Consider the following 23,142-nt stretch of genomic DNA (forward strand, 5'->3'; position numbering starts at 1 on the left):
CCGGCGGGTGGATATCTGGCAAAAGCTGATTATGCTTCAGGAAACCTTGCAGCCATGCGAGGCGGTCAGACTGTGCAAGTTTCACGCGAAAGCAATGGCGGTATTTGCCACAAGGCCAGAGTGCGATAAGCAGTAACGGGGGACTCCGGCCTTCAACAATAAGCACGACGGAGAACACCCATGGCCACAATCGACACAGCATCCACCGGCAGTCCACCGCGCAGCGGCGGCATCACCAAAGAGGAGCGCAAGGTTATCTTCGCCTCGTCCCTCGGTACGGTTTTCGAGTGGTACGACTTTTATCTCTACGGCTCACTGGCGGCGATCATCGCCAAGCACTTCTTCGCCGGCGTCAACGAAACCACCGCGTTCATTTTTGCCCTGCTCGCCTTTGCCGCCGGCTTCGCGGTGCGGCCGTTCGGGGCGATTGTGTTCGGCCGGCTCGGCGACATGATTGGGCGCAAACACACCTTCCTCATCACCATTGTCATCATGGGTGTGTCGACAGCGATCGTCGGTATTTTGCCCGGCTACGCGACCATCGGTGTCGCTGCCCCGGTCATCCTGATTACCCTGCGCCTGCTGCAGGGTCTGGCGCTGGGTGGCGAGTATGGCGGCGCCGCGACTTACGTGGCCGAGCACGCGCCGCGCAACAAACGCGGGTTCTTCACCTCGTGGATTCAAACCACTGCGACGCTTGGGCTGTTTCTGTCGTTGCTGGTGATCCTCGCCTGCCGCACCGCGCTGGGCACTGAAGCCTTTGAGGCGTGGGGCTGGCGGATTCCGTTCCTGCTGTCGATCCTGCTGTTGATCGTCTCGGTGTACATCCGCCTGCAACTGAGCGAGTCGCCGGTGTTCCAGAAAATGAAGGCTGAAGGCAAGGCGTCGAAGGCGCCGCTGACCGAGTCCTTCGCGCGCTGGGACAATCTCAAAGTAGTGATCATGTCGCTGCTCGGCGGTACTGCCGGGCAAGCGGTGGTCTGGTACACCGGACAGTTTTACGCGTTGTTCTTTCTGTTGCAGACACTGAAGATCGACCCGCAAACCGCCAACCTGTTGATCGCCGGCTCACTGCTGATTGGCACGCCGTTCTTCGTGATTTTCGGCAGCCTCTCCGACCGCATCGGGCGCAAGCCGATCATCATGGTCGGCTGCATGCTGGCGGCGCTGACCTACTTCCCGATCTTCCACGCGCTGACCCAGTACGGTAACCCCGACGTGTTCATCGCTCAGGAGAAGAACCCGGTCAAAGTGATCGCCAACCCCGATCAATGCTCGTTCCAGTTCGACCCGGTGGGCAAGGCCAAATTCACCAGCTCCTGCGACCTGGCCAAGACCCTGCTGGCAAAACGCGCGATACCGTATGAGAACGTGATCGCCGAACCCGGCACCGTTGCGCAAGTGCGCATCGGTGACAAAGTCGTCGAGAGTTTCGAAGGCAGTGCGCTACCGGCTGCCGACTTCAAGACCCGCAACGACGCGTTCACCGCGACCCTCGGCACTGCACTCAAGGAGGCCGGTTATCCGGAGAAAGCCGATCCGGCGAAAACCAATTACCCGATGGTGTTGCTCCTGCTCACCGTGCTGGTGATCTACGTGACCATGGTCTACGGCCCGATTGCGGCGTGGCTGGTCGAGCTGTTCCCGACCCGCATTCGCTACACCTCGATGTCGCTGCCCTATCACATCGGCAACGGCTGGTTCGGTGGCTTCCTGCCGACGGTGGCGTTTGCCATGGTCGCCGCGACCGGGGACATCTATTACGGCTTGTGGTACCCGATCGTGATTGCGGTGATGACGGCGATACTCGGTACGTTCTTCCTGCCGGAAACCAAGGATCGCGACATTCTCAAGGACTGAACACCGTCAGCGCGCCCTCTCCAACGCGGGAGGGCGCCATTCGGCACTACCCGGCAAAAATATCGAACGCCTGCCGCACTGCCTGCCTCCAATGTTTACACCCCTGGAGGTCACCAACATGAACAACGACGAGAAAACCCCCAACGCCCCGCCAACCGACACGTCTGGCAAACCGGTGAATGTGGTCGAGCGCGATCTTGAAGACCGGGACGATGACACCGAAGCCGTGGATAAGGTCATCACGCCCTCGTCCACGAGAGTGAAGGAGCAGGACGCCGAGACGCTGCAGCGCAAGATCGATGAGATAGAGCGCAAAGTGGCCGATGGTAATTAGTGGTTTTGCAGGCGATCGCGACAGTCTGTTCGATCTACCCCCTCACCCCAGCCCTCTCCCCCAAGGGGCGAGGGGGAAAGGGAGCCGATTTGTGCGCTTTTCAAATCTTGCGTTCAACTCAGTATTTCAAGTCGGCGTCATTTGCACAAACACCTCGGTAAGTCCCCTCTCCCCCAAGGGCGAGGGGGAAAGGGAGTCGATTTGTGCGCTTTTTCAAATCTTGCGTTCAACTCGGTATTTCAAGTCGGCGTTACTTGCACAAACACCTCGGTCAGTCCCCTCTCCCTCTGGGAGAGGGCTAGGGTGAGGGCTTCTTCGCCAGGTTGAGTTTCACGGCCGCACATTCCTGCGCCCAATCGGCCGTCAGTGTGGCCAGCGTCAAGGCGTTGCCCAGCGCTGCGCCGCTGGCGGTGTTGTCGAATATGCACCAGGTCGCAGCACCTGCTGCGGCCGCTGATTGCAGAGCTTGTGCGAGGTCTAGCAGATAAGTTGAATCGTAGGCGCTGTGGTAAATGCGCGGTGAGCCGTGCAGGCGCCAATACCGGGTTCCCCCCCCGCCACTGGGCGCAGCATCATTGCTGATGCGCGAGGGATCGACGGTTGTTTGGGCGATCTGCCAAGTCATCAACATCGGCTCAGCGATGATCCACGATTCATGCCGTGGCTCGAGCACCACAGGGCCGCAGAAGCGCTGACGCAGTATCTTAAAAAAGGCTTCGGCGATGGTGGCGTCGAACGCCAGTGATGGCGGCAATTGCACAAGCAAGCAACCGAGACGCTCGCCTAACCCGCCGCACTCAGCCAGAAACTTGTCCAGCGCTGCCTCACATCCCGCCAGACGTAATTCATGGGTGATGTGTTTGGGCATTTTCACCGAAAAGCGAAAGTCCTCCGGTACGCCATCAGCCCATCGCTCATAGGTTTGCCGACGATGCGGGCGGTAGAACGAGCTGTTGATTTCCACGCAGTTGAGGCGCGAAGCGTAGCGCTGCAACTGCGAGCCTTCCACCGAAAACGCCGGCCAATGCTCGCGCCCCAGACTCCAACCTGCACAGCCCACGAAAATCATCAACTTACCTCTTGTCGTGCCCACTCGATCGGTGATCGTTCCCACGCTCCGCGTGGGAAAGTTGCCCGTGAAGCTCCGCGTCACTGGACGCAGAGCGTCCCTAGAGGCGTTCCCACGCAGAGCGTGGGAACGATCAACAGTTGCCTGTCGATTAACCGGTTACTTTTTTCCGGGCAACACTGCGCCGAGCACCTGCTTGGCGGTTTGCAGGATCACCCCGGCCTCATCCGGATCGCCCTTGAGCAGCGTCGTGGCGAATTTCTTCGCCTGCTCAAGTTTGATGTGCGGTGGCAGCGGCGGCACACTCGGATCAGTCTTGAACTCGATCAACACCGGCACCTCCGAGGCCAGTGCCTGCTCCCAGGCAGCGGCGACGTCTTCTTCGCGATCGACAAAAATGCCCTTCAGGCCAATGGAGATGGCGAACAAGTGGTAAGGCACATCGGGGATGCTTTGCGAAGCTTCGAATTTCGGATCACCCTCCATCACCCGCTGCTCCCACGTGACCTGATTAAGGTCCTCGTTGTTGAACACCGCGCAGATCCATTTCGGGCTCGCCCACTGTCGCCAGTATTTGGCGACGGTAATCAGCTCGGCCATGTTGTTCATCTGCATCGCGCCATCGCCCACCAGCGCGATGACTGCACGTTCGGGATAGGCGAACTTGGCGGCAATCGCGTAAGGCACAGCGGCGCCCATGGACGCCAGCCCACCGGACAATGAACACTGCATGTCACGGCGAATCTTCAGATCACGGGCAAACCAGTTGGCGCACGAGCCGGAGTCGCTGGTGATGATTGCCTGATCGGGCAGGCGCGGTGACAGCTCATACACCACCCTTTGCGGGTTGACCGGGTCGGCTTTGGCCATCGCACGTCTTTCCAGGGTTTTCTCCCAGCTACCGCGCCAGCCTTCGACTTTCTTGCGCCACTTGCTGGAGGTTTTCTGCTCAAGCAGCGGCAACAACGCCGCGAGTGTTTCCGCCGAGTCGCCAACCAGATTGACCTCCATCGGGTAGCGCAGGCTGAGCATGTCGGGCTGCAAATCGATTTGCACGCCCCGCGCCTGGCCTTCCTTGGGCAGAAACTCCGCGTAGGGAAAACCCGAACCGATCATCAGCAAAGTGTCGCATTCGCTCATCAGTTTGTAGCTTGGCTCGGTGCCGAGCAGGCCGATGCTGCCGGTGACCCAAGGCAGATCGTCGGGTAACGCGGCCTTGCCTAAAAGAGCCTTGGCGACGCCCGCGCCGAGTTTTTCGGCCACCGCGATGACTTGATCGGTCGCCTGCAAAGCCCCCGCGCCAACCAGAATCGCGACCTTCTCGCCCGCGTTCAAAACGTCAGCGGCACGCTGCAGATCCACGTCATACGGCAACACTTTGGGTTTCGTGTAACCCACCCCGGAATGCGCGGTGCCATGCGCGCGTGCCGGTGCTTCGTATTTCAGCTCCTGCAAATCGTTAGGCAGAATCAGCGCGGTTACCCGGCGTTCGCCCACGGCCGTGCGCACGGCCCGATCAAGTAGATGCCGCACCTGTGAAGGCGCCGACGCCTGCTGCACAAATGCCCCGGCAACGTCCTTGAACATCGACACCAGATCCAGCTCTTGCTGGTAGTGACTGCCCAGCGCCGTGCGTGCCTGCTGACCGACAATGGCCAGCACTGGCATGTGGTCCATGCGCGCATCGTAAAGGCCGGTGATCAGGTGCGAGGCGCCTGGGCCGGAAGTGGCAATGCACACGCCCAGCTCACCGGTGAACTTGGCGTGTGCCGAGGCCATGAACGCAGCCATCTCTTCATGGCGCGCCTGGACGAATTCGATTTTTCCCTTGGCCCGACTGAGCGCGCCGAACACGCCGTTGATGCCGTCACCCGGGTAACCAAAAATCCGCGTAACGCCCCATTGGCTGAGCCGCTCGACCAGAAAATCTCCCACTGTCATCGTCATCTCGATCCTCGTCTTTCTCCGCTGCATGGAGCTGTCCCGGCAGCACATCCGCCGGGAGGTGTAAGGGTCTGGACACTCGGGGCGTTGGCGAAGTTTCGATGGATTTCTGCGCGCCGATCCTTGTTTGCGAACAAAACCGCCAGAGCGGCACAATGCGCACATCGATAATGACAAGGACAAAAGACATGGATTTCCCAGCAGCATGGCGCAGCCAATTTGCCGGTGCGGCCATTGAACAGCAGACCATTGGCGAATCGCGCGCTGATGTATGGCGGATCACGCCTGCCGGGGCTGCGCCGCAGTTCGTCAAAACCGAACAGGTGATGACCTGGGGCGAGTTGCCCGGTGAAGTGCAGCGGTTACGCTGGATGGCGACTCAGGATTTGCCGGCGCCGCGAGTGCTCGACACCACCACGCAAGCGCAACACAACTGGCTGTTGATGACCGCCGTGGCCGGTCGCGATCTGGCCAGCAGCGAGCACCTCTCGCCGCAGCAGATCGTCACGCTCGCAGCCCAGGCGTTGCGCGCACTGCATGCGGTCGCGATCGACAGTTGCCCGTTCGATCATTGCCTGGAGCAGAAGATCACACGGGCCCGCGAACACCTGCTCGCCGGGCTGATCGATGAAGAAGACTTCGACGACTCGCGCCTCGGACAATCCGCCGAGGAAGTGTTCGAGCAGTTGCTCGCCACACGCCCGGCGCACGAGGATCTGGTGGTGACTCATGGCGATGCGTGCCTGCCCAACCTGCTCGCAGCCAATGGTCGTTTCAGCGGGTTTGTCGACTGCGGACGCCTGGGCGTTGCCGATCGTTATCAGGATTTGGCGTTGGCTGCGCACAGCATCACGGACAACCTCGGCGAGCAGTGGCTACCGCTATTTTTCGAGGTGTATGGCGTCGAGCCGGATCAGCAGCGGATCGCCTTTTATCAGTTGCTCGATGAATTTTTCTGAGACCCCAGGCCATTCGCGAGCAGGCTCGCTCCCACCGGGAATTGAGTTCCAATGAGGGGCGAGCCTGCTCGCGAAGACGTCAGAACAATCACTGCTGACGTGGCGGTTTTCAACAATGCGGATGCACTGTCCACGCGACCAGTTTGATCACGATCGGCCGCACGATGAGGATGCACAGGAACGCCGCAGGCATCGCCAGCTTGTAGGCGTGCAAGGCATTACCCAGGTAATCATTATCAATGCCGGAGTTGGCAGCGGTGATCACCAGCGACATCAGAAACGCCATGATCGTCGCCATGTACAACGCAAACACATAAGGCGTGGCGCGCGGCGACAGCTTTCGACGGCCAAGGATCATGGCTTCGGAGTTTGTTGGTTGATTCATAAGGCGTTTCCATCCATTGACAGGGAGACCGCACGTTAGCAAAGCCCTCCGGCTGCAACTAGACGCTCAACCGCAGGTACTTTATAAAGCAGAACTTACGAATCAACCCTCAACGGGGCATGGATGAATCTGTTAGCGGCGATTGCCAGCTTTATCAAAGTGGTTGAAGCCGGCTCGATTGTCGGCGCCGCCAAGACCTTGGGCGTGAGCGCGGCGGCGGTGAGCCAGACGATCAATCGGCTGGAGGCGCATCTCGGCGTGCGCCTGTTGCAGCGCACCACGCGCAGCATGGCGCTGACCGAAAACGGCGCGGTTTACTACGAGAAAGTTCGCCGTATTGCGGCGGACCTGGAAGCCGCGCAAAGCTCGATCAGCAGCGATGAAACCGAGTTGCAAGGCCGCTTGAGTATCGCGTCGACGTCTGCGTTCGGCCGCCATGTGCTGGCCTCGCTGATCGCCGGTTTCGCAGCTCGGCATCCGCGTCTGCTCATCGAACTCTCGACCACCAATGGCAAGATCAACCACATCCAGGACGGCATCGATCTGAGCCTGCGGATCAAACCGCAACTGGAGGACGGCATCGTCGCGCGCAAGATCGTTTCACTGCCCTTCGTCATGTGCGCCGCGCCGGCCTATCTACAACGCGCCGGTCGCCCGCAATCACCAGACGACCTGCAAAACCACGCTTGCCTGGCCTTTCGTTATCCCTTGGACGGGCGTTTTTTGCGCTGGAGTTTTACTCGCGACGGCCGGCGTTTCGATGCCCCGATCAATGCCACCGCCGTCAGTGATGACATCGATGCATTGGCGCAAATGGCGGTCCACGGCGCTGGGGTCACCCGGCTGGCGGAGTTTGTCGCGGCACCTTATCTGGCGAGCGGGCAATTGGTGCCGCTGTTTGAACACAGCGACGCCACCCACTCCGTTGTCGAGCCGATGGACATCTACGCCTGCGTACAGGAACGCGCGGCGATGACGCCGAAGGTCAAAGCCTTTCTGGACTATCTGACAGCGCATCTGGCTACACGCTGGCCGATGGAAAATGCCTAAGACGCAGGGATCAAAGAGGCTCGCTGAAGCGCGCGAAATCGGGCAAAGTTCACCTCGCCCATTCGGCCCATCACGGAAGATAACAACAATGAAAAAGTCTCTCGGCGCCTTGCTACTGATCTGCTTGAGCAGCCACGTATTCGCTGATACCGGACCCGTCGGTTTCCAGTACGCCACGCTGGCCGACCCGCGCAACGAGCGCCCGCTGGAAATGGTCGTCTGGTACCCGAGTGCGACCACGGATGGGACGCCCCAATTGTTCGGTGACAACCCGGTCTTCGTCGGCGCCCCAGCCGTGCTCGACGCCCCAGCCGCCAAGGGTGAGCATCCATTGGTGGTGATTTCCCACGGCAACGGCGGCAGCTGGATCAACCAGACGTGGCTGGCCAGTGCGCTGGCCCATCAGGGTTACATCGTCGCCGCGGTCAACCATCCCGGCACTACCAGCCGCGATCGCAGCCCGCAAGCAGCAGCGCAACTGTGGCAACGCCCCGTTGACCTCAGCCGTGCCATTGATGCGGTAACGGCGCAACCGGGTAAATTCGGTACGGTGGCCAAGGATCGAATTGCCGTTATCGGCCATTCTCTCGGTGGCTGGACGGTGCTGGAAAGCGGCGGCGCGCGCTTCGACCCCAAGCGCTTTGCCGACGACTGCAAAGTCCAAACGCAATTGATCAGTTGCACGGCGTATAAACAGATGAACACTGAAAGCTCGGCGCAATCGAAAGCTCAGCTCGCCGCCGATTGGCGTGACAAGCGCATCACTGCCGTGGTGTCACTGGACCTGGGCCTGTCGCGCGGGATGACCGATGCAAGCCTGGCGACCTACCCCGTACCGATCCTGGTGATCGCCGCCGGCGTACCGTCGAAAGAACTGCCCGCGCAACTGGAATCCGTCGACCTCGCCAAACGCCTGCCGAAAACCTCATCGCGCTTCGTCGAGATCAGCGACGCCAGCCATTTCACCTTTATGGCGATCTGCAAACCTGGCGCCGTGGCCATACTCGACAAAGACGTACCGGGCGACAGCATCATCTGCACCGATGGCGAGGGTGGCCGTCCACGCGCGGTGATTCAGCAGCAAGTGATTTCCCTGATTACCGGGTTTCTGGCGCAGTCACCCGGCAGCCTGAAACACGCCATCACTTATAAGGACTCCCAATAATAATGCTCACGCCCTCCCCTCAAACCTTCCGGGGCAGTTGCCTGTGCGGTACGGTGAAATACCAGATCCGCTCACGGCCCAAAGCACTTTCGCACTGCCACTGCAGCCAGTGCCGCAAAAGCCATGGTGCGGCATTTGCCAGCTATGGCAGCGTGCTGCGCCAGAATCTGGAATTGCTGGCGGGGGCCGATCAAGTCAAGTCTTACCGTTCTTCTGAAGCGGTACAGCGCCAGTTCTGCTCGCACTGCGGCTCGTCACTGTTCTGGGCGCGTGATGAGGGTGAGCACAGGGAATGGATTTCGGTCGCGCTGGGCACGCTGGACACAACGTTCACCAGCGAAAAACAGCAACACGTCGAAGTAACGTCGAAGGCGCCGTGGTTTGAAATCAAGGATCAATGGCCGCAGCGCTGAGTTGGGCTGATTGTGCGCCAGGCGTTAACAGGTTCGTTGCAGCAGCTCTGTTCAGGAGGTCAGCGATGAGAACGGCACACGTTCATCGCTTCAGTCAGCCACACTCGGAAGGCGGTGCTGTTGGCGCAGCTTTCGAACGGCCGTGGCGATAGCAGGCAGTAAGTCGATCCGTCCTGCGTAAAACCGAACGGTGCGATCAATTGCCCGGACTCCAGCTCACTTTGCACCATCAGAAAAGACGCCATGCCGATGCCCTGGCCGGCCAATGCTGCCTGGATGCACAGATAGAAATGTTCGTAGTCGACGCGACTGCCGTCCGGTACGCCTTGGCCGGCAAGCCGCAGCCAGTTGTCCCATGCCAGCGGACGCGTTTTGCTGCGTAACAGGCAGGCGCCGCGCAAATCAGCGGACTCGGGCTTTTTCGAGGGCAGGCAAACCGGGCCTATCCACTCCTGGCAAATCGTCACGGCATGAACCGATTCATCCCAGTGAAAATCGTCTCGGCGGATCGCCAGGTCAGCACCTGAACGGGCGAAGTCGATCGGCCCTCCGGCAGTCAGCAGTTGCACCTGAATGTGCGGGTGGCTGCGGTGAAAGTCGGGCAGACGCGGGATCAGCCACTTCATGGCGATGGTCGGCTCGCAAGACACCACCAGCACATCGTCATGGCGCTCTTGCTGCAAACGATAAACCACCCCTTCCAACTGCTCGAACATCGGTCGAGTGACCTCGAACAACAGGCGACCGGCCTGATTGAGAAAGATCGCCCGGTTGCGCCGTTCAAACAACTCGACCCCGATCGCCTCCTCCAGCAAGCGCACCTGACGGCTCACCGCGCCATGAGTGACGTGCAACTGTTGCGCGGCTTTGACGAAACTCTGGGTCTGCGCGGCGGTGTTGAAAAAACGAAAGGCAGCCAATGGAGGCAAGTTCATATAGACGACGATTTCTCACAGATTTACGCGACTATAAATCGTTTTTTCTGCAGACGACAATTCTTCATCATTCGCGCCAAACGCTGTACTGATCACGATCCGGGTCGCGTCATGCAGCGCGACATCTGTGAGTTAACGTAGCGCAAATAATGACTGGAGAATGTTGATGAATGAGTTTTTTCTGATGATCGCCATCACGATGTTGGCGGTGATCAGTCCTGGGCCGGACTTTGCCATGGTCACCCGCAACAGTTACGCGTTCGGGCGACGCAGTGGCTTGATGGCGGCGCTGGGCATCGCCTGTGGCGTGCAGGTTCATGTGCTCTACACGGTGTTTGGCGTGGCCATGATCATCACGCAGTCGCCCTTGTTGTTTATGGCGATGAAACTGCTGGGCGGCGGATACCTGGTTTATCTGGGCATCAAATCTTTTACCAATACCTCGGTGATGACGTTTGCGGACGCTGGCGGCTCGGCCACCTCAGCCTGGGCGGTGTTTCGCAGCGGTTTTCTGACCAATGCACTGAATCCGAAAACCATGTTGTTTGTCGTCGCGGCATACAGCCAGTTTGTTCAGGCCGGTAGCTCGCTCGCCATTAACTTCGCGTACGGATTGTTTATGTCGCTGGCCCACTGGCTGTGGTTCAGTCTGGTCGCGTTGTTCTTCTCCACAGAGGGATTGCGCCGCCGCATGCTGGAAAAACAGCGAGTCATTGACCGGGTGATTGGCACCGCCCTGATTGGCCTTGCCGCATGTTTATTGATTCCGGGGATTGGCCAGTCTTGAATGCAGGGGACATTTGGCCTGGCGACCTCTGGATTACACAGCGAGTTCTGTGGTGTCCTGTCTCTTATCAGCGAGGTATTTTTTCCACTTGCCAACGAAGAGGCCCCTTAGATGAGCAAAGCGCCGTATGTTCCGCCCCAGGTCTGGAAAAACGAAGCCCCGTCAGGAGGACAGTTCGCCAGTATCAATCGACCGATTGCCGGCCCCACCCATGACAAGACGCTGCCAGTCGGCAAACATCCGCTGCAGCTCTACTCGCTGGCCACGCCCAACGGCGTCAAAGTCACGATTCTGCTGGAAGAGCTGCTAGCGCTGGGACACAGCGCTGCCGAATACGATGCCTGGCTGATTCGCATTGGCGAAGGCGATCAGTTCTCCAGCGGTTTTGTCGAGATTAACCCCAACTCGAAAATCCCGGCGCTGCTGGACCGGAGCGTTGAGCCGCCGATTCGTGTGTTCGAATCCGGTTCGATCCTGCTGTATCTGGCCGAAAAGTTCGGCGCCTTCTTGCCGAAAGACCCGGCCGGCCGCACCGAAACCTTGAATTGGCTGTTCTGGCAAATGGGCGCCGCGCCGTACCTGGGCGGTGGTTTCGGGCATTTCTATGCCTATGCGCCGGAAAAGATGGAGTATCCGATCAACCGCTTCACCATGGAAGCCAAGCGCCAACTGGATGTGCTCGATCGGCGCCTGGCCGAAAGCGCCTATCTGGCCGGCGACAGCTACACCATCGCCGACATCGCGGTCTGGCCGTGGTACGGGCAACTGGTGCGCAACAACGTTTATTCCGCCGCCGAGTTTCTCGCGGCGCACGAATACACGCATGTGCAGCGCTGGGCCGAAGACATCGCCAAACGGCCGGCAGTCATTCGTGGGCAACGCGTCAATCGCACGTGGGGCGATGAAGCGACTCAAGTGCCCGAGCGGCACGACGCCAGCGATCTGAACTGACAGCCCTGTTCGTCATATTCACCCACTGAGCACGCCCCTCAGCAGCGCCGGTCACCGACCTTTGTGACCGGTCTGCTGCACCTCATTTGCCCCCCAAAAAACCACGACTCTGCGCCAACCCGCGCCACAGAGCGGTCAGCCAATTGTGAAAAATTCGTTAACTAACTAAGCCGTACGGCTTTCTTCACCCGGAATGATCTGACACACTAATGCGAATAATTCCTACACGCACTCGCACTGGATTCGTTTTCGTATCATTTGGGGAAGCAGATTGATGTCGTTTCGCACCATTCACCGCCGTTCAAACCGTTCACCTAACCTGTTGGCGCTCGCCATCTGCATGGCCAGCATCGCACCGGCACTGGCCGACGAGACAACGCCCGCCACGCCTGAAAAAACCGCGCCGACCACGCTGGAACTGGATGCGACGGAAATCGGCGCCACGCAGATGAGCAGCACCACCGAGGACACTCAGTCTTACACCACTGGCCCGATGCGGACGGCGACCAAGCTGTCGCTGACCATGCGCGAAACGCCTCAGGCGGTGACGGTGATCACCCGTCAGCGCATGGACGACCAGAACATGACCAGCATCAACGATGTGGTGCAAGGCACGCCGGGACTGTTCCTCAGTCAGGCCAGCGGCCCAGGGCGGCAGACGTACAGTTCACGCGGTTTCGACATCGACACCATCATGTACGACGGCTTGCCGAGTTCCTACTCGCCGTTCTCGATGGCGGTGCAACCGAACCTGGCGATGTTCGATCGCGTCGAAATCGTCCGCGGTGCGACTGGCCTGGTCACCGGCGCCGGCAACCCTTCGGCGGCGATCAACCTGGTGCGCAAACGCCCGACCGCCGATCAACGCGTCACCCTCACTGGCGCCGCCGGCAGTTGGGATGACTACCGTGGCGAGATCGACGCCTCCAGCCCGTTGAACGAAAGCGGCACCCTGCGTGGCCGCGTGGTCAGTTCCTACCAGGGCGCCGACAGCTTCCGCGACAAGGAAGAAAACGATCATGGTTTGTTCTACGCCATCGGTGAAGCCGACCTGAGCGACAGCACCACCGCGACCCTCGGCTTCTCGCGGCAGAATGAGCAAACCAACTATTTCTGGGGCGGCCTGCCGATTGGCACCAACGGCCATCACCTCGATCTGCCCCGCTCCACCTACCCGGGTACCGACTGGGAAAACCGCAAGCTGCAAATCGACACCGTGTTCGGTGAAGTCGAGCATCGCTTCGACAATGACTGGAAACTGCACGTCGCCGGCTCGTCCTCGACCCTCGACGGCGAGTTCTCCGGGACTTACCTGTCGCGCTACGCCGGCCCGCTGGAAACCACCGCTTATCAATCCCATCACACCGACAAGCAACACTCGCTCGACGTGTTTGCCAGCGGCCCGTTCGAAGCGTTCGGCCGCAGCCACGAACTGGTGGTCGGCGCCAGCAACCGCGTATATGACGCGACCACCAAGGAATACGATCCGTACACCACGGCCTGGCCGATTGGCGCGCCCAAGCCTGACTTCGTCCGTGACGGCAAGACCCGCAACGTCACCACCCAGGACGCGGTGTACCTGACCACCCGCCTGAGCCTGGCCGATCCGCTGACGCTGATCCTCGGCGGCCGTCTCGACTGGTACGACTACGATGACCGCTCCGGCGATGGCGATTACAAGGTCACTCGTAACGTCACTCGCTATGCCGGTCTGATCTACAAACTCGACGACCATCACTCGGTGTACGCCAGCTATACCGACATCTTCACCCCGCAAACCCAGAAGGACCTCGGCGGCAAGGTGCTCGAGCCGATCGTCGGCGAAAACTACGAGGTGGGCATCAAGGGCGAGTACTTCAACGGCGCCCTCAACGCCAGTCTGGCCGTGTTCCAGATGGACCAGACCGGCCGCGCCACCCTGGCCGACAATCAGTTCGGTTGCCCGGTCCTGACCTGCTACGGGTCATCGGGCAAGATCCGCAGCCAAGGCGTGGACATGGAACTGCAAGGCGCGCTGACCGACAACTGGCAGGTCGGCGCCGGCTACACCTACACCCGCGCGCACTACATCAAAGACGAGAACCCGACGAACAACAATCAGCGTTTCGATACCGACACGCCTGAGCATCTGTTCAAGGTCTCCACCGTGTACCGCTTCCAGGGTCCGCTGCAACACCTGCGCGTGGGTGGCAACGTCTACTGGCAGAGCCGCATGTACAACGATGTCGCCCTGGCCAATAACGGCAGCTACCGCCTCGAACAGGGTGGCTACGCCGTCACTGATTTGATGGCCGGGTACGAGGTCAACAAACACCTGGATCTTCAGGTTAACGCGAACAATATCTTTGACCGCGTCTACTACTCCGCCATCGGCTCCAATGTCACGTGGGGTTCCAACGACAACTATGGCAACCCGCGCAGCTACATGCTGACCGCCAAATACAAGTTCTGAGTCACTGACGTTCTGATCAGCAGCAATAAACAAGGGCGCCGGGGACATCCACGGCGCCCTTGTACTTTCTGGCCGCTGGATTAGTCATGAGCAGTAATAACCGTTAGTCTCTGAGCGAACTCTTCACGAAGCATCGCGCTATGACCAATCCGGCCTTTACCCCCGACATCGACGCGATCCGCAGCATTGAAGCTGTTCCGGTCATCCTGAGCATGGTCAAGCACCTCACGGGCATGCGTTTCGCTGCGGTAGCGCGGGTCACCGAAAGCAACTGGGTGGCGTGCGCCGTCGATGACTCTATTGATTTCGGGCTCAAACCCGGTGGCGAACTGGTACTTGAATCGACTATCTGCCACGAGATCCGCCAGCATCAACAACCGGTGATTTTCGGGCACGCCAGTGCGCACCCGGTCTTTTCGCTGCACCACACGCCGAAAACCTATGGCCTGGAAAGCTACATCTCCATTCCCATCGTCAAAGCCAATGGCGACTTCTTCGGCACTCTGTGCGCTATCGACTCGGTCCCGGCCAATATCGACGAACCGGCCATTACCAAAACACTGACCTTGTTCGCTCAATTGATCGCCATGAACCTGGACACGCAACGCCATCTGGAAGCGACCCAAATCGAGCTGGACAACGCCAATGAACTCGGGCGCCTGCGCGAGCAATTCATCGCCGTACTCGGCCACGACTTGCGCACACCACTGAGCGCCGTGCGCATGAGCGCCGACCTGCTGCAAAGCAAAACCGAAGACAAGCGCTCGCTCAACCTGATTGCGGCGATCCGCAATAGCTCGGTGCGCATGGGCGTGCTGATCGAAAACATCCTTGACTTTGCCCGAGGACGCCTGGGCGGCGGGATTCCGGTGCAGCGCAAGCTGGTGGACGACTTGCAGCACACCCTGCAATTGACCCTTGCCGAGGTTCAGGCGTCCCATCCGCAGGCGAAATTCATTCATGAACTGGATGTGCTGGCAGGCGTCTATTGCGATGCGCTACGGATCAGCCAATTGCTTTCCAATCTGCTGGGCAATGCGGTTACCCACGGCTCGAACAGCACACCGATCGTCCTCAAAGCTTGTGCAGAAAACGACGAGATCGTGATTTCCCTGACCAATCAGGGCACGCCGATTTCAGCGCAGCTGATGCCACTGCTGTTCGAACCGTTTTCCCGCGCCGAAGCCGGGCAACGTTGCGAAGGTCTGGGGCTGGGTCTGTACATCGCCTCGCAGATAGCGACGGCGCACAACGGCACCTTGAGCGTGACCTCAAGCGCCGAGTTGGGAACCTGCTTCGTGGCGAGATTCCCGGCCCGGTTCAAATGGGTTTAAGCCGCCTGCCGACGCATCGTCAGAATCGCTGCGCCAAAACCGATAAACGTTGAACCGACCACACGATTGACCCAACGGGACAACGCCGGCCGGGTCAGCACGCCCTTGGCGCGGGAAGCCAACGCGGCGTACACGCTCAGTGACGACACCGACAACGCCATGAAGATCGAAGTCAGGATCAGAAACTGCGGCAACAGCGCGGCGCCCTGATCAATGAACTGCGGAAACAATGCGGTAAAAAACATCGTCGCCTTGGGATTGGTCACCGCCGTCAGGAACGCCGACTTGTACAACTTGCCGCGAGTCGGCCGCACCATGCTCGCCTCCCCCTCGACACCCTCCGGCAGCATCGGGCCCTTCTTGAACAGCTGCTTGACCCCGAGGTAGAACAGATACCCGGCCCCGATGATTTTTACCGCATTGAACAGAATTTCCGAACTGGCCAACAACGCCCCCAGCCCCAACATCGCCGCAGCCGACAGACAGAACAAACCACTGGCATTGCCCAGCGAAGACCAGATCGTGCTGCGCTGCCCATGCGCGAGACTGTTATTGATCGCCATCAAAGTCGCCGGCCCGGGGCTGGCGATGGCAATTGCGGCGACCAGAGTGAAGGTCAATATCGAGTGAGAATCCATTTCCGCTGCTCGCATAAGTGAAGTCGCCGCATGTTACAGCAACCTGCTGCATAGCCCAGATCAAAAGCCCCTCACCCTAGCCCTCTCCCAAAGGGAGAGGGGACTGACGATGGTGTTTGGGAGAGTTACGCCGACGTGCGATACCGCGTTGAACTCAGGCTGTGAAAAGCCCACAGATCGGCCCCCTCTCTCTCGGGAGAGGGCTGGGCGGGCGGCGTTCCGATGAGCGGAAGCACCACCACAAATCCAAAGCCGTCCACGCCCCCCACTCTTCACCACTCAATAGGCCGAGTGTCAGCTCGCCTGCTCTTGATCTTGATCCACAGGCGACGTCGGAAGGCTGAGCGGAGGGATTGATCCGGGCGTGGGAGCGCAGCGACCGTTTGGCGCAGCCAAACACAGCGGGAGTAGGTGCAGCGAAGCAAACCGGAGACGCTGCGCCCGGATCGATCCCGCAGCGAAGGAACCCCGAGCCCCAGCGAGCGGGCCGCACGCAGGAGCAAGCGTTTTTTGCTTACTTTTTTTGGCGTTTGAAAAAAAGTGAGTCGCCGTAAGGGCGAAACCGTAATAAGCCATCACCGCAGCAACGGATATTCACAAAGAACACCCCGAGCATGGTCGGCCCAAAGGCCGCCAAGCCCAAACAAAAAAAAGCCCCGCAACCACATCAGGGCGCGAGGCAAAAAATTGGTTGGTTGCGGCCAACCAAAGGAGCTCAGTCAAATCCATACAAAAGCGAAAATCAGATGCAATCCTGCGCAGCCCGCTCAAAACTCGAAGGCAAAAGATTCGAAGCCAACAAATGCCGCTCGTAAATAAACACCTTGCCGCCATTACCCGCCTTGTACGCCTCAAGCACGTTGTCAGCAGAAATCTTGCTCGGCACCACAATCCGGTAACTACGCTGAGTCTGCGAAACCGTCGGGTTCAACGCACTGCCCTGCAACTTCGGCACAACACAATCGGCGTACTGCGCAGGCGTCTTGCTGGTCTGCAAAGTAAGGCTCGGGTTATTCGGCGCCGAAGCACAACCGGCGAGCAACAAAGAAGCAAAGGCCAAAGCAGGCACAAATAAAAGACGCATCGGTGTCATCCTGAAAATAAAGGTTCGGTTCAACCGGCAACGGTTCAGCCTCACGGAGCCGCCGTCGCCATTTATGTTTTAAGTGATCAGCTCGACGCCACCAGCGCCTTGAGCGACACATCGAATTGCTTCAAGGCGTTGAGTTGCAAGTCACGCTGCTTGTCGACTTGTGCAGCAATGACCGGTGCCGCCTGGTTATGCACCCACACCGAGGGCAGCTGTTTCTCAACGGCGCCTTCAGCCTTGCCGATGTATTGCAGGTCAGCGTCGTAGAAACGTGCGGTGAAACGCGCTTCGACCAGGCTGTTTTGCTGCGTCAGCAAACGATTGAAGGTGTCGAGTTTCACCACGATGTCCGGATGCGCCTGTACCAACGCATCAAGGTTGTCGTAAACGGTCACGGACAAGAACTGCTGTTGCAGCGAACTTACCAGCCAGTCGATGGCCAATTCCGGATCGGAACTGCTGACAAAGGCTGCTCGAATCCGCGAATCCAGCGCACCTTTCGCACCGTTGACCGCCATGTCGTGGTAACGCCCAAGGTATTGCAGGTTGTCCAGCGTGTTCTCACTGAGCAACACGCCCACGGTTTGCGAATGCTGCAACGTGGCGCTGCTGCCCGTGATGGTCTGGAAGTGACACGACCCGGCGTCGGCTGCGTAAGTCGGGGCTGTGAACAGTGCGCCGCCTGTCAGCAACGCGACCAAAGCCAATCGGGTCAGTGTGTTCATCGCGCAAATTCCTTGAGCTGCGTGTTCGATGGGAGTGATTTTCCGCCGATCGCCAACAAAGCAGAACTTGCGTTTCGTGATGGTCACTATTACTTCTAGCAATAGTTGCGCGACGTGCAGACTGATACACACTCAATCACAACGAGAAAAACATGAAATGAGGAGTTCGCCTTGAGAACGTTTGACCTGATCCGTGACGCCGTTCTGCCCGATTTCCGCGAGCGCGTGGCCGAGTATCTGGTTCAGTACGAAAGCGTATTGCTGAACAAAGACGCGACCGACCGGCAGCTCATCAAAGACACCGCTAACCAGTTGCGCGGCTACCTGCGCGGGCTCAACACCACGCGGGTGCTGGGTATGGCGTATTGGGAAGAACTGGACCGTCGAGTCGTCGACACTTGGCTCACGCCCGAGCAATGACCGATCGGCACGGTGATCAGGGCGGCGGTCAGCAACCGCGCCCTCCCCGCTGCCAATGGTCTGCGCGGCAACACGACCTCTGCGAAAAAACCGCCCGAACGCTTACAATCGCCGGTCTCACCGCCAATCAGACAGGCTCATCCAGAAATGCCGCTCGACCCACCTACGATGCTGACCATTTCCATCGCCCTCGCAGCCGCCGCCGCGCTGTATCTGGCGATCGAGTGGCGCAGCATTCGTGAGCCTTCGCTACTGTTCTGGAGCGCCGGTTTCGCCACCATCACCGTCGGTTCCACCCTGGCTCTGCTGCGCAGCAGCGGCTTTTTGCTGATCGGCATCTGGTTCGCCAACGGCTTGCTGGTGACCGCACATTTCCTGTTCCTGCTCGGCGTGGCGCGCTTCACCCAGATCCGCCTTTCGCCGGCCTGGTACCTGATCTTCGCCACTTGGCTGGTCATGCTGTTGTTGCCGGACGGGCCGCTGTGGTCGAAGGTCATGCTGGCGGCCAATTCGCTGCTGGTGGCGCTGTCGACCCTCAAGGCCAGTTCACTGCTGCGCCCCCACGGCAAGTCGCTGAGCGTCGGTGCGGTGCAGTTGCGTTACGTCCTGCTCGGTCACGGGATCTTCTACGTGGCCAAAGCCCTGACCGTGGTGATCCCCGGCACGTTGATCGATCTGGCGGCGTTTCGGGGCGAGATCATTCAGATTTCCCTGGTCGAGGGTGCGATGGCAATCATGTTGATCGCCCTGTCGATGACCGGCACCGAACGTTACCGTCGGGAAAAACAGATCGCCCGCCTCGCCGAGCGCGACCCGCTGACGGCCCTGTACAACCGCCGCGCCTTGGAAAAGCGCGCACCGCGCCTGCTCGAACACGTATCGCCGGAGCATCCCGGCGCCCTGCTGCTGATCGACATCGACAATTTCAAACTGGTCAACGACCAGTACGGCCATACCGCCGGGGATCGTTTGCTGATCGCACTGAGCGAGATGATCCGCTCGGTGCTGCCGCGCAATGCGCTGACAGCGCGCCTGGGCGGTGACGAGTTTGTCATCCTGCTCAACAGCGCTTCGGGCGAGCGCGTCATGCAACTGGGCAACACACTGCGCGAGCAGTTTCTGAACACCACTTCACAGACATTCCCCACTACTGCCGCCGTGACCCTGAGCATCGGCGCCAGCCTGTTCGACAAACCGCCAGCCAACCTCACCGCGCTGATCGAGCAAGGCGACGCCGCCCTCTACGAATCGAAACGCGGCGGGCGCAATCGCTTGCGCCTGACCGGACTCACCACGCCAGGATAATAAAAACCATGTCCAGCCTCGATACTCCTCTGCAAGACCTCGCCGCGCCCGAAGGCGTCTGCTACGGCTGCGGCGGCCGCAACCCGCACGGCCTCCACGTCAAAAGCCATTGGCATGAAGACGGCGTGCACGTCATTGCCGAACACCTGCCGGAGGCCAAATACTGCGGCTGGCCGGATCTGGTCTACGGCGGGCTGATCGCGATGCTGGTCGACTGCCATTCCAACTGGACGGCGATGGCGTATCACTACCGCGCAGAAAACCGCGAACCCGGCAGCTTGCCGCGCATCGACTGCGTCACCGGCAACCTTGGGATCAAATTCATCAAACCGACACCGATGGGCGTGCCGCTGACTCTGCGCGCGAAAGTCGAGGGTGACGTCGGGCGCAAGACCCGGGTGATCTGTGAGGTGTTTGCCGGGGACGTGTTGACGGCGGTGGGTGACTCGGTGTTTGTGCGAGTGGATACCGGGCTGCTGGCGAATGCGGCGCATGGCCGTTAAGCGTTAGAAGACCGTTTGAGCACCGCAGTCGAGACCCGTGGCACGATCATCCTTTCGATCAGCGCCACGACCTCTTTAGCGCCATAGCAGCGGAATTTGACGCTACCAGCGTCGGTGTCCAGACGGATGATCTTGGTGAAGAATCCACCTTCGTTGGCGACAGCGCGGATCATACCGATCGGAATCTCGATGTCTAACGTACCGTCCTGAACCATGCGATTCAGGGCGTTGGCATTGAGGTGAACCGCCGTTTTGGTCAGCACCATCTTCCCACCGACCCACAGACCGCCATAGGCTTGCTTGAACGACTCCATGACCCCGGCCACCACGTCGACATTGCCGGCGCCAACAGCATCGTAAAACTCACCCACCTCCTCGTAATTCACCTCGACATCAGCTACCAGAAAGTTGACCAGTTTGGACTTTACAATCTTTTCCGACATTTACACTTCTCCCTGATTTTAAATCATCGTCCGTGACTTCAGACGCTCGTGGCAAATTCTAGCACTTGGCCACTACTCACCTATAAGACATTCACACGTTTCAAGACTTGCAGGTAAAAAAAGCACCCGAGGGTGCTTTTGTTCTAGCGCAGATATCAGCGCGACAAAGCCGTCACATTCGCCCGCGCTGTGTGCAATTTCTTATAGCTCTCGATCAAGCGCAAATGCCGATCCAGCCCTTCCAGCTTCATGCTGGTCGGCGTCAAACCGTAGAAGCGCACGCTGCCGTTGACCGAGCCAATCGCCGCGTCCATACGCTCATCGCCAAACATCCGGCGGAAGTTGGCTTCGTAGTCTTCCAGTTGCAGATCTTCGTCCAGCTCCATCTCCAGCACCACGTTGACCGCTTGATAGAACAAGCCGCGCTCAACGGTGTTGTCGTTGTACTGCAGGAACGCTTCGACCAGATCCTTGGCCTGTTCGTACTTCTGCAGGGCGAGGCAGATCAGCAGGCGCAGCTCCAGAATGGTCAGCTTGCCCCACGGCGTGTTGTCGTCGAACTCGACGCCGATCAGCGTGGTGATCTCGGTGTAATCGTCCTGCTCGCTGTTTTCCAGGCCTTGGGCGAGGTTGCGCAGGCCGACCTTGCTGAGGTTGTGCAGGTTGAGGATGTCGGCGCGAAATTGCAGGGCTTTGTTGGTGTTGTCCCAGATCAGGTCCTCGACCGGGTAGATCTCCGAGTAGTCCGGCACGAGGATGCGGCAAGCCTTGGCGCCGATGTGCTCATAGACCGCCATGTAGACTTCTTTGCCCATGTCTTCGAGGATGCCGAACAGCGTTGCGGCTTCTTCGGCGTTGGAGTTTTCACCCTGGCCTGAGAAGTCCCACTCGACGAATTCGAAATCTGGTTTGGCACTGAAGAAGCGCCACGAAACCACACCGCTGGAATCGATAAAGTGCTCGACGAAGTTGTTCGGTTCGGTGACGGCCTGACCGGAGAACGTCGGCTGCGGCAGATCGTTGAGGCCTTCGAAACTGCGGCCCTGCAGCAGTTCGGTGAGGCTGCGTTCCAGCGCCACTTCCAGGCTCGGGTGGGCGCCGAACGAGGCGAACACGCCGCCGGTGCGCGGGTTCATCAGGGTCACGCACATCACCGGGAATTCACCGCCCAGCGACGCGTCCTTGACCAGCACCGGGAAGCCCTGCTCTTCCAGGCCTTTGATGCCGGCGAGGATGCTCGGGTATTTCTCCAGTACTTCTTGCGGCACGTCCGGCAGGGCCATTTCGCCTTCGAGGATTTCGCGCTTGACCGCGCGCTCGAAGATCTCCGACAGGCACTGTACCTGCGCTTCGGCGAGGGTGTTGCCGGCGCTCATGCCGTTGCTGAGGTAGAGGTTTTCGATCAGGTTGGACGGGAAGTACACCACTTCATTGTCCGACTGGCGCACAAACGGCAGCGAGCAGATGCCGCGCTGGGTGTTGCCGGAGTTGGTGTCGAACAGGTTCGAGCCGCGCAGCTCGCCGTCACGGTTGTAAATCTTCAGGGTGTAATCGTCGAGGATCTCGCTCGGCAACTCGTCTTTCGGGCCCGGTTTGAACCACCGCTCGTCCGGGTAGTGGACGAATTCGGCGTTGGCGATTTCTTCGCCCCAGAACTGATCGTTGTAGAAGAAGTTGCAGTTCAGACGTTCGATGAACTCGCCCAGCGCCGAGGCCAGTGCGCCTTCTTTGGTCGCGCCCTTGCCGTTGGTGAAGCACATCGGCGAATGCGCATCACGGATATGCAGCGACCAGACATTGGGCACGATGTTGCGCCACGAAGCGATTTCGATCTTCATGCCCAAGTCGGCCAAAATTCCCGACATGTTGGCGATGGTCTGTTCCAGCGGCAGGTCCTTACCGGCGATGAAGGTGCCTGCGTCCGAGCCGGCCACCGGCATCAACAGCGCCTGGGCATCGGCGTCGAGGTTGTCGACTTCTTCGATGATGAATTCCGGACCGGTCTGCACGACCTTCTTCACCGTGCAGCGGTCGATGGAACGCAGGATGCCCAAACGATCTTTCTCGGAGATATCCGCCGGCAACTCGACCTGGATCTTGAAGATCTGGTTATAGCGGTTTTCCGGGTCGACGATGTTGTTCTGCGACAGACGAATGTTTTCCGTGGGGATGTTGCGCGTGTCGCAGTACAACTTCACAAAGTACGCCGCACACAACGCCGACGACGCCAGAAAGTAATCGAACGGCCCCGGTGCCGAACCATCGCCCTTGTAGCGAATGGGCTGATCGGCGATCACCGTGAAGTCGTCGAACTTGGCTTCAAGTCGAAGGTTGTCGAGAAAATTGACCTTGATTTCCATGCGGGATTACCAGAATACGG

22 protein-coding genes are annotated in these 23,142 nt (G+C 59.4%); 13 read left to right on the forward strand and 9 right to left on the reverse strand.

Annotation, left to right across the window (positions count from 1 at the left end):
• The first annotated feature begins 180 nt into the window (after nt 1-180).
• The gene (locus tag AC3IUF_RS16620) at nt 181-1,860 is read left to right on the forward strand and encodes an MFS transporter (protein ID WP_007919119.1); all 1,680 of its coding nucleotides are present in this window, start codon (nt 181-183) and stop codon (nt 1,858-1,860) included.
• Nucleotides 1,861-1,978: 118 nt separating this feature from the next.
• A complete protein-coding gene (locus AC3IUF_RS16625) occupies nt 1,979-2,194 on the forward strand; it encodes a hypothetical protein (protein ID WP_007919121.1) in 216 nt (71 codons plus the stop codon).
• A gap of 298 nt (nt 2,195-2,492) precedes the next feature.
• Here the strand turns inward: AC3IUF_RS16625 and AC3IUF_RS16630 are convergent, their stop codons facing one another.
• Both AC3IUF_RS16630 and AC3IUF_RS16635 read right to left on the reverse strand, forming a co-directional pair.
• A complete protein-coding gene (locus tag AC3IUF_RS16630) occupies nt 2,493-3,263 on the reverse strand; it encodes a DUF72 domain-containing protein (RefSeq protein WP_489278661.1) in 771 nt (256 codons plus the stop codon).
• A 159-nt stretch (nt 3,264-3,422) separates the two neighbouring features.
• Complete coding sequence (locus AC3IUF_RS16635) at nt 3,423-5,210, reverse strand: thiamine pyrophosphate-requiring protein (protein ID WP_489278663.1); 1,788 nt, start codon at nt 5,208-5,210, stop codon at nt 3,423-3,425.
• Nucleotides 5,211-5,395: 185 nt separating this feature from the next.
• On the opposite strand from AC3IUF_RS16635, the gene AC3IUF_RS16640 reads away from it, so the two are divergent.
• Nucleotides 5,396-6,166: an APH(3')-II family aminoglycoside O-phosphotransferase gene (locus tag AC3IUF_RS16640; RefSeq protein ID WP_007913110.1), complete on the forward strand. Its 771-nt coding sequence runs from the start codon at nt 5,396-5,398 to the stop codon at nt 6,164-6,166.
• A gap of 109 nt (nt 6,167-6,275) precedes the next feature.
• Here AC3IUF_RS16640 and AC3IUF_RS16645 read toward each other — a convergent pair whose 3' ends face one another.
• Nucleotides 6,276-6,551 carry a DUF2798 domain-containing protein gene (locus AC3IUF_RS16645; protein ID WP_007913109.1) on the reverse strand — a complete coding sequence of 92 codons (276 nt, stop codon included), beginning with the start codon at nt 6,549-6,551 and terminating at the stop codon, nt 6,276-6,278.
• A gap of 123 nt (nt 6,552-6,674) precedes the next feature.
• On the opposite strand from AC3IUF_RS16645, the gene AC3IUF_RS16650 reads away from it, so the two are divergent.
• The 3 genes from AC3IUF_RS16650 (at nt 6,675) to AC3IUF_RS16660 (ending at nt 9,179) form a co-directional block, all read left to right on the forward strand.
• Nucleotides 6,675-7,601, forward strand: a complete 927-nt coding sequence (locus AC3IUF_RS16650; RefSeq protein ID WP_007913108.1) for a LysR family transcriptional regulator — start codon at nt 6,675-6,677, stop codon at nt 7,599-7,601.
• 88 nt (nt 7,602-7,689) lie between these two features.
• A complete protein-coding gene (locus AC3IUF_RS16655; protein WP_007913098.1) occupies nt 7,690-8,766 on the forward strand; it encodes an alpha/beta hydrolase family protein in 1,077 nt (358 codons plus the stop codon).
• A 2-nt stretch (nt 8,767-8,768) separates the two neighbouring features.
• Nucleotides 8,769-9,179 (forward strand): GFA family protein, encoded by a 411-nt coding sequence (locus AC3IUF_RS16660; protein WP_007913096.1) that lies wholly within the window; start codon nt 8,769-8,771, stop codon nt 9,177-9,179.
• A 59-nt stretch (nt 9,180-9,238) separates the two neighbouring features.
• Here AC3IUF_RS16660 and AC3IUF_RS16665 read toward each other — a convergent pair whose 3' ends face one another.
• Entirely contained in the window at nt 9,239-10,114 is an 876-nt protein-coding gene (locus tag AC3IUF_RS16665) for a LysR substrate-binding domain-containing protein (protein WP_489278666.1), read from the reverse strand.
• Nucleotides 10,115-10,280: 166 nt separating this feature from the next.
• Here AC3IUF_RS16665 and AC3IUF_RS16670 point away from each other — a divergent pair, with 166 nt between their 5' ends.
• The 4 genes from AC3IUF_RS16670 to AC3IUF_RS16685 all read left to right on the forward strand — a co-directional run bounded on the left by AC3IUF_RS16670 (nt 10,281) and on the right by AC3IUF_RS16685 (nt 15,638).
• Entirely contained in the window at nt 10,281-10,901 is a 621-nt protein-coding gene (locus AC3IUF_RS16670; RefSeq protein WP_489278667.1) for a LysE family translocator, read from the forward strand.
• 111 nt (nt 10,902-11,012) lie between these two features.
• A complete protein-coding gene (yghU, locus tag AC3IUF_RS16675) occupies nt 11,013-11,852 on the forward strand; it encodes a glutathione-dependent disulfide-bond oxidoreductase (RefSeq protein WP_007913089.1) in 840 nt (279 codons plus the stop codon).
• Between the two features lie 274 nt (nt 11,853-12,126).
• Nucleotides 12,127-14,304: a TonB-dependent siderophore receptor gene (locus tag AC3IUF_RS16680; protein ID WP_463543188.1), complete on the forward strand. Its 2,178-nt coding sequence runs from the start codon at nt 12,127-12,129 to the stop codon at nt 14,302-14,304.
• A 140-nt stretch (nt 14,305-14,444) separates the two neighbouring features.
• Entirely contained in the window at nt 14,445-15,638 is a 1,194-nt protein-coding gene (locus AC3IUF_RS16685; RefSeq protein WP_489278669.1) for a GAF domain-containing sensor histidine kinase, read from the forward strand.
• On the opposite strand, the gene AC3IUF_RS16690 is transcribed toward AC3IUF_RS16685, so the two are convergent.
• From AC3IUF_RS16690 to AC3IUF_RS16700, 3 genes are all read right to left on the reverse strand, one after another.
• The gene (locus AC3IUF_RS16690) at nt 15,635-16,276 is read right to left on the reverse strand and encodes a LysE family translocator (protein ID WP_489278670.1); all 642 of its coding nucleotides are present in this window, start codon (nt 16,274-16,276) and stop codon (nt 15,635-15,637) included. The genes AC3IUF_RS16685 and AC3IUF_RS16690 overlap by 4 nt on opposite strands.
• 742 nt (nt 16,277-17,018) lie before the next feature.
• Nucleotides 17,019-17,360, reverse strand: coding sequence for a hypothetical protein (locus tag AC3IUF_RS16695; protein WP_007913083.1), 342 nt, complete (start codon nt 17,358-17,360; stop codon nt 17,019-17,021).
• An 86-nt stretch (nt 17,361-17,446) separates the two neighbouring features.
• Nucleotides 17,447-18,091 (reverse strand): ATPase, encoded by a 645-nt coding sequence (locus AC3IUF_RS16700; RefSeq protein WP_489278671.1) that lies wholly within the window; start codon nt 18,089-18,091, stop codon nt 17,447-17,449.
• 171 nt (nt 18,092-18,262) lie between these two features.
• Here AC3IUF_RS16700 and AC3IUF_RS16705 point away from each other — a divergent pair, with 171 nt between their 5' ends.
• The 3 genes from AC3IUF_RS16705 (at nt 18,263) to AC3IUF_RS16715 (ending at nt 20,319) form a co-directional block, all read left to right on the forward strand.
• The gene (locus AC3IUF_RS16705; RefSeq protein WP_123376844.1) at nt 18,263-18,511 is read left to right on the forward strand and encodes a hypothetical protein; all 249 of its coding nucleotides are present in this window, start codon (nt 18,263-18,265) and stop codon (nt 18,509-18,511) included.
• A 147-nt stretch (nt 18,512-18,658) separates the two neighbouring features.
• Nucleotides 18,659-19,816, forward strand: coding sequence for a GGDEF domain-containing protein (locus AC3IUF_RS16710; RefSeq protein WP_489278673.1), 1,158 nt, complete (start codon nt 18,659-18,661; stop codon nt 19,814-19,816).
• 8 nt (nt 19,817-19,824) lie between these two features.
• Nucleotides 19,825-20,319 carry a PaaI family thioesterase gene (locus AC3IUF_RS16715; RefSeq protein WP_007913079.1) on the forward strand — a complete coding sequence of 165 codons (495 nt, stop codon included), beginning with the start codon at nt 19,825-19,827 and terminating at the stop codon, nt 20,317-20,319.
• Here the strand turns inward: AC3IUF_RS16715 and AC3IUF_RS16720 are convergent.
• Together AC3IUF_RS16720 and AC3IUF_RS16725 are read right to left on the reverse strand one after the other, a co-directional pair.
• Nucleotides 20,316-20,762, reverse strand: a complete 447-nt coding sequence (locus tag AC3IUF_RS16720; protein WP_007913077.1) for a hypothetical protein — start codon at nt 20,760-20,762, stop codon at nt 20,316-20,318. The genes AC3IUF_RS16715 and AC3IUF_RS16720 overlap by 4 nt on opposite strands.
• Nucleotides 20,763-20,917: 155 nt before the next feature.
• On the reverse strand, nt 20,918-23,122 hold the full coding sequence (locus tag AC3IUF_RS16725) for an OsmC domain/YcaO domain-containing protein (RefSeq protein WP_489278676.1): 2,205 nt from the start codon (nt 23,120-23,122) through the stop codon (nt 20,918-20,920).
• Nucleotides 23,123-23,142: the final 20 nt, after the last annotated feature.

The sequence above is a fragment of the Pseudomonas sp. KH_040 genome (genome assembly GCF_057839305.1).

Excerpts from the sequence above, each read along its gene's own strand:
- AC3IUF_RS16680 (WP_463543188.1), top strand. The coding sequence starts at position 12,127 with ATGTCGTTTCGCACCATTCACCGCCGTTCAAACCGTTCACCTAACCTG.
- AC3IUF_RS16695 (WP_007913083.1), bottom strand. The coding sequence starts at position 17,360 with ATGCGTCTTTTATTTGTGCCTGCTTTGGCCTTTGCTTCTTTGTTGCTC.
- AC3IUF_RS16700 (WP_489278671.1), bottom strand. The coding sequence starts at position 18,091 with ATGAACACACTGACCCGATTGGCTTTGGTCGCGTTGCTGACAGGCGGC.
- AC3IUF_RS16685 (WP_489278669.1), top strand. The coding sequence starts at position 14,445 with ATGACCAATCCGGCCTTTACCCCCGACATCGACGCGATCCGCAGCATT.
- AC3IUF_RS16660 (WP_007913096.1), top strand. The coding sequence starts at position 8,769 with ATGCTCACGCCCTCCCCTCAAACCTTCCGGGGCAGTTGCCTGTGCGGT.
- AC3IUF_RS16720 (WP_007913077.1), bottom strand. The coding sequence starts at position 20,762 with ATGTCGGAAAAGATTGTAAAGTCCAAACTGGTCAACTTTCTGGTAGCT.
- AC3IUF_RS16725 (WP_489278676.1), bottom strand. The coding sequence starts at position 23,122 with ATGGAAATCAAGGTCAATTTTCTCGACAACCTTCGACTTGAAGCCAAG.
- AC3IUF_RS16640 (WP_007913110.1), top strand. The coding sequence starts at position 5,396 with ATGGATTTCCCAGCAGCATGGCGCAGCCAATTTGCCGGTGCGGCCATT.
- AC3IUF_RS16645 (WP_007913109.1), bottom strand. The coding sequence starts at position 6,551 with ATGAATCAACCAACAAACTCCGAAGCCATGATCCTTGGCCGTCGAAAG.
- AC3IUF_RS16630 (WP_489278661.1), bottom strand. The coding sequence starts at position 3,263 with ATGATTTTCGTGGGCTGTGCAGGTTGGAGTCTGGGGCGCGAGCATTGG.
- AC3IUF_RS16715 (WP_007913079.1), top strand. The coding sequence starts at position 19,825 with ATGTCCAGCCTCGATACTCCTCTGCAAGACCTCGCCGCGCCCGAAGGC.
- AC3IUF_RS16690 (WP_489278670.1), bottom strand. The coding sequence starts at position 16,276 with ATGGATTCTCACTCGATATTGACCTTCACTCTGGTCGCCGCAATTGCC.
- AC3IUF_RS16655 (WP_007913098.1), top strand. The coding sequence starts at position 7,690 with ATGAAAAAGTCTCTCGGCGCCTTGCTACTGATCTGCTTGAGCAGCCAC.
- AC3IUF_RS16665 (WP_489278666.1), bottom strand. The coding sequence starts at position 10,114 with ATGAACTTGCCTCCATTGGCTGCCTTTCGTTTTTTCAACACCGCCGCG.
- AC3IUF_RS16650 (WP_007913108.1), top strand. The coding sequence starts at position 6,675 with ATGAATCTGTTAGCGGCGATTGCCAGCTTTATCAAAGTGGTTGAAGCC.
- AC3IUF_RS16710 (WP_489278673.1), top strand. The coding sequence starts at position 18,659 with ATGCCGCTCGACCCACCTACGATGCTGACCATTTCCATCGCCCTCGCA.
- AC3IUF_RS16625 (WP_007919121.1), top strand. The coding sequence starts at position 1,979 with ATGAACAACGACGAGAAAACCCCCAACGCCCCGCCAACCGACACGTCT.
- AC3IUF_RS16635 (WP_489278663.1), bottom strand. The coding sequence starts at position 5,210 with ATGACGATGACAGTGGGAGATTTTCTGGTCGAGCGGCTCAGCCAATGG.
- yghU (WP_007913089.1), top strand. The coding sequence starts at position 11,013 with ATGAGCAAAGCGCCGTATGTTCCGCCCCAGGTCTGGAAAAACGAAGCC.
- AC3IUF_RS16620 (WP_007919119.1), top strand. The coding sequence starts at position 181 with ATGGCCACAATCGACACAGCATCCACCGGCAGTCCACCGCGCAGCGGC.
- AC3IUF_RS16670 (WP_489278667.1), top strand. The coding sequence starts at position 10,281 with ATGAATGAGTTTTTTCTGATGATCGCCATCACGATGTTGGCGGTGATC.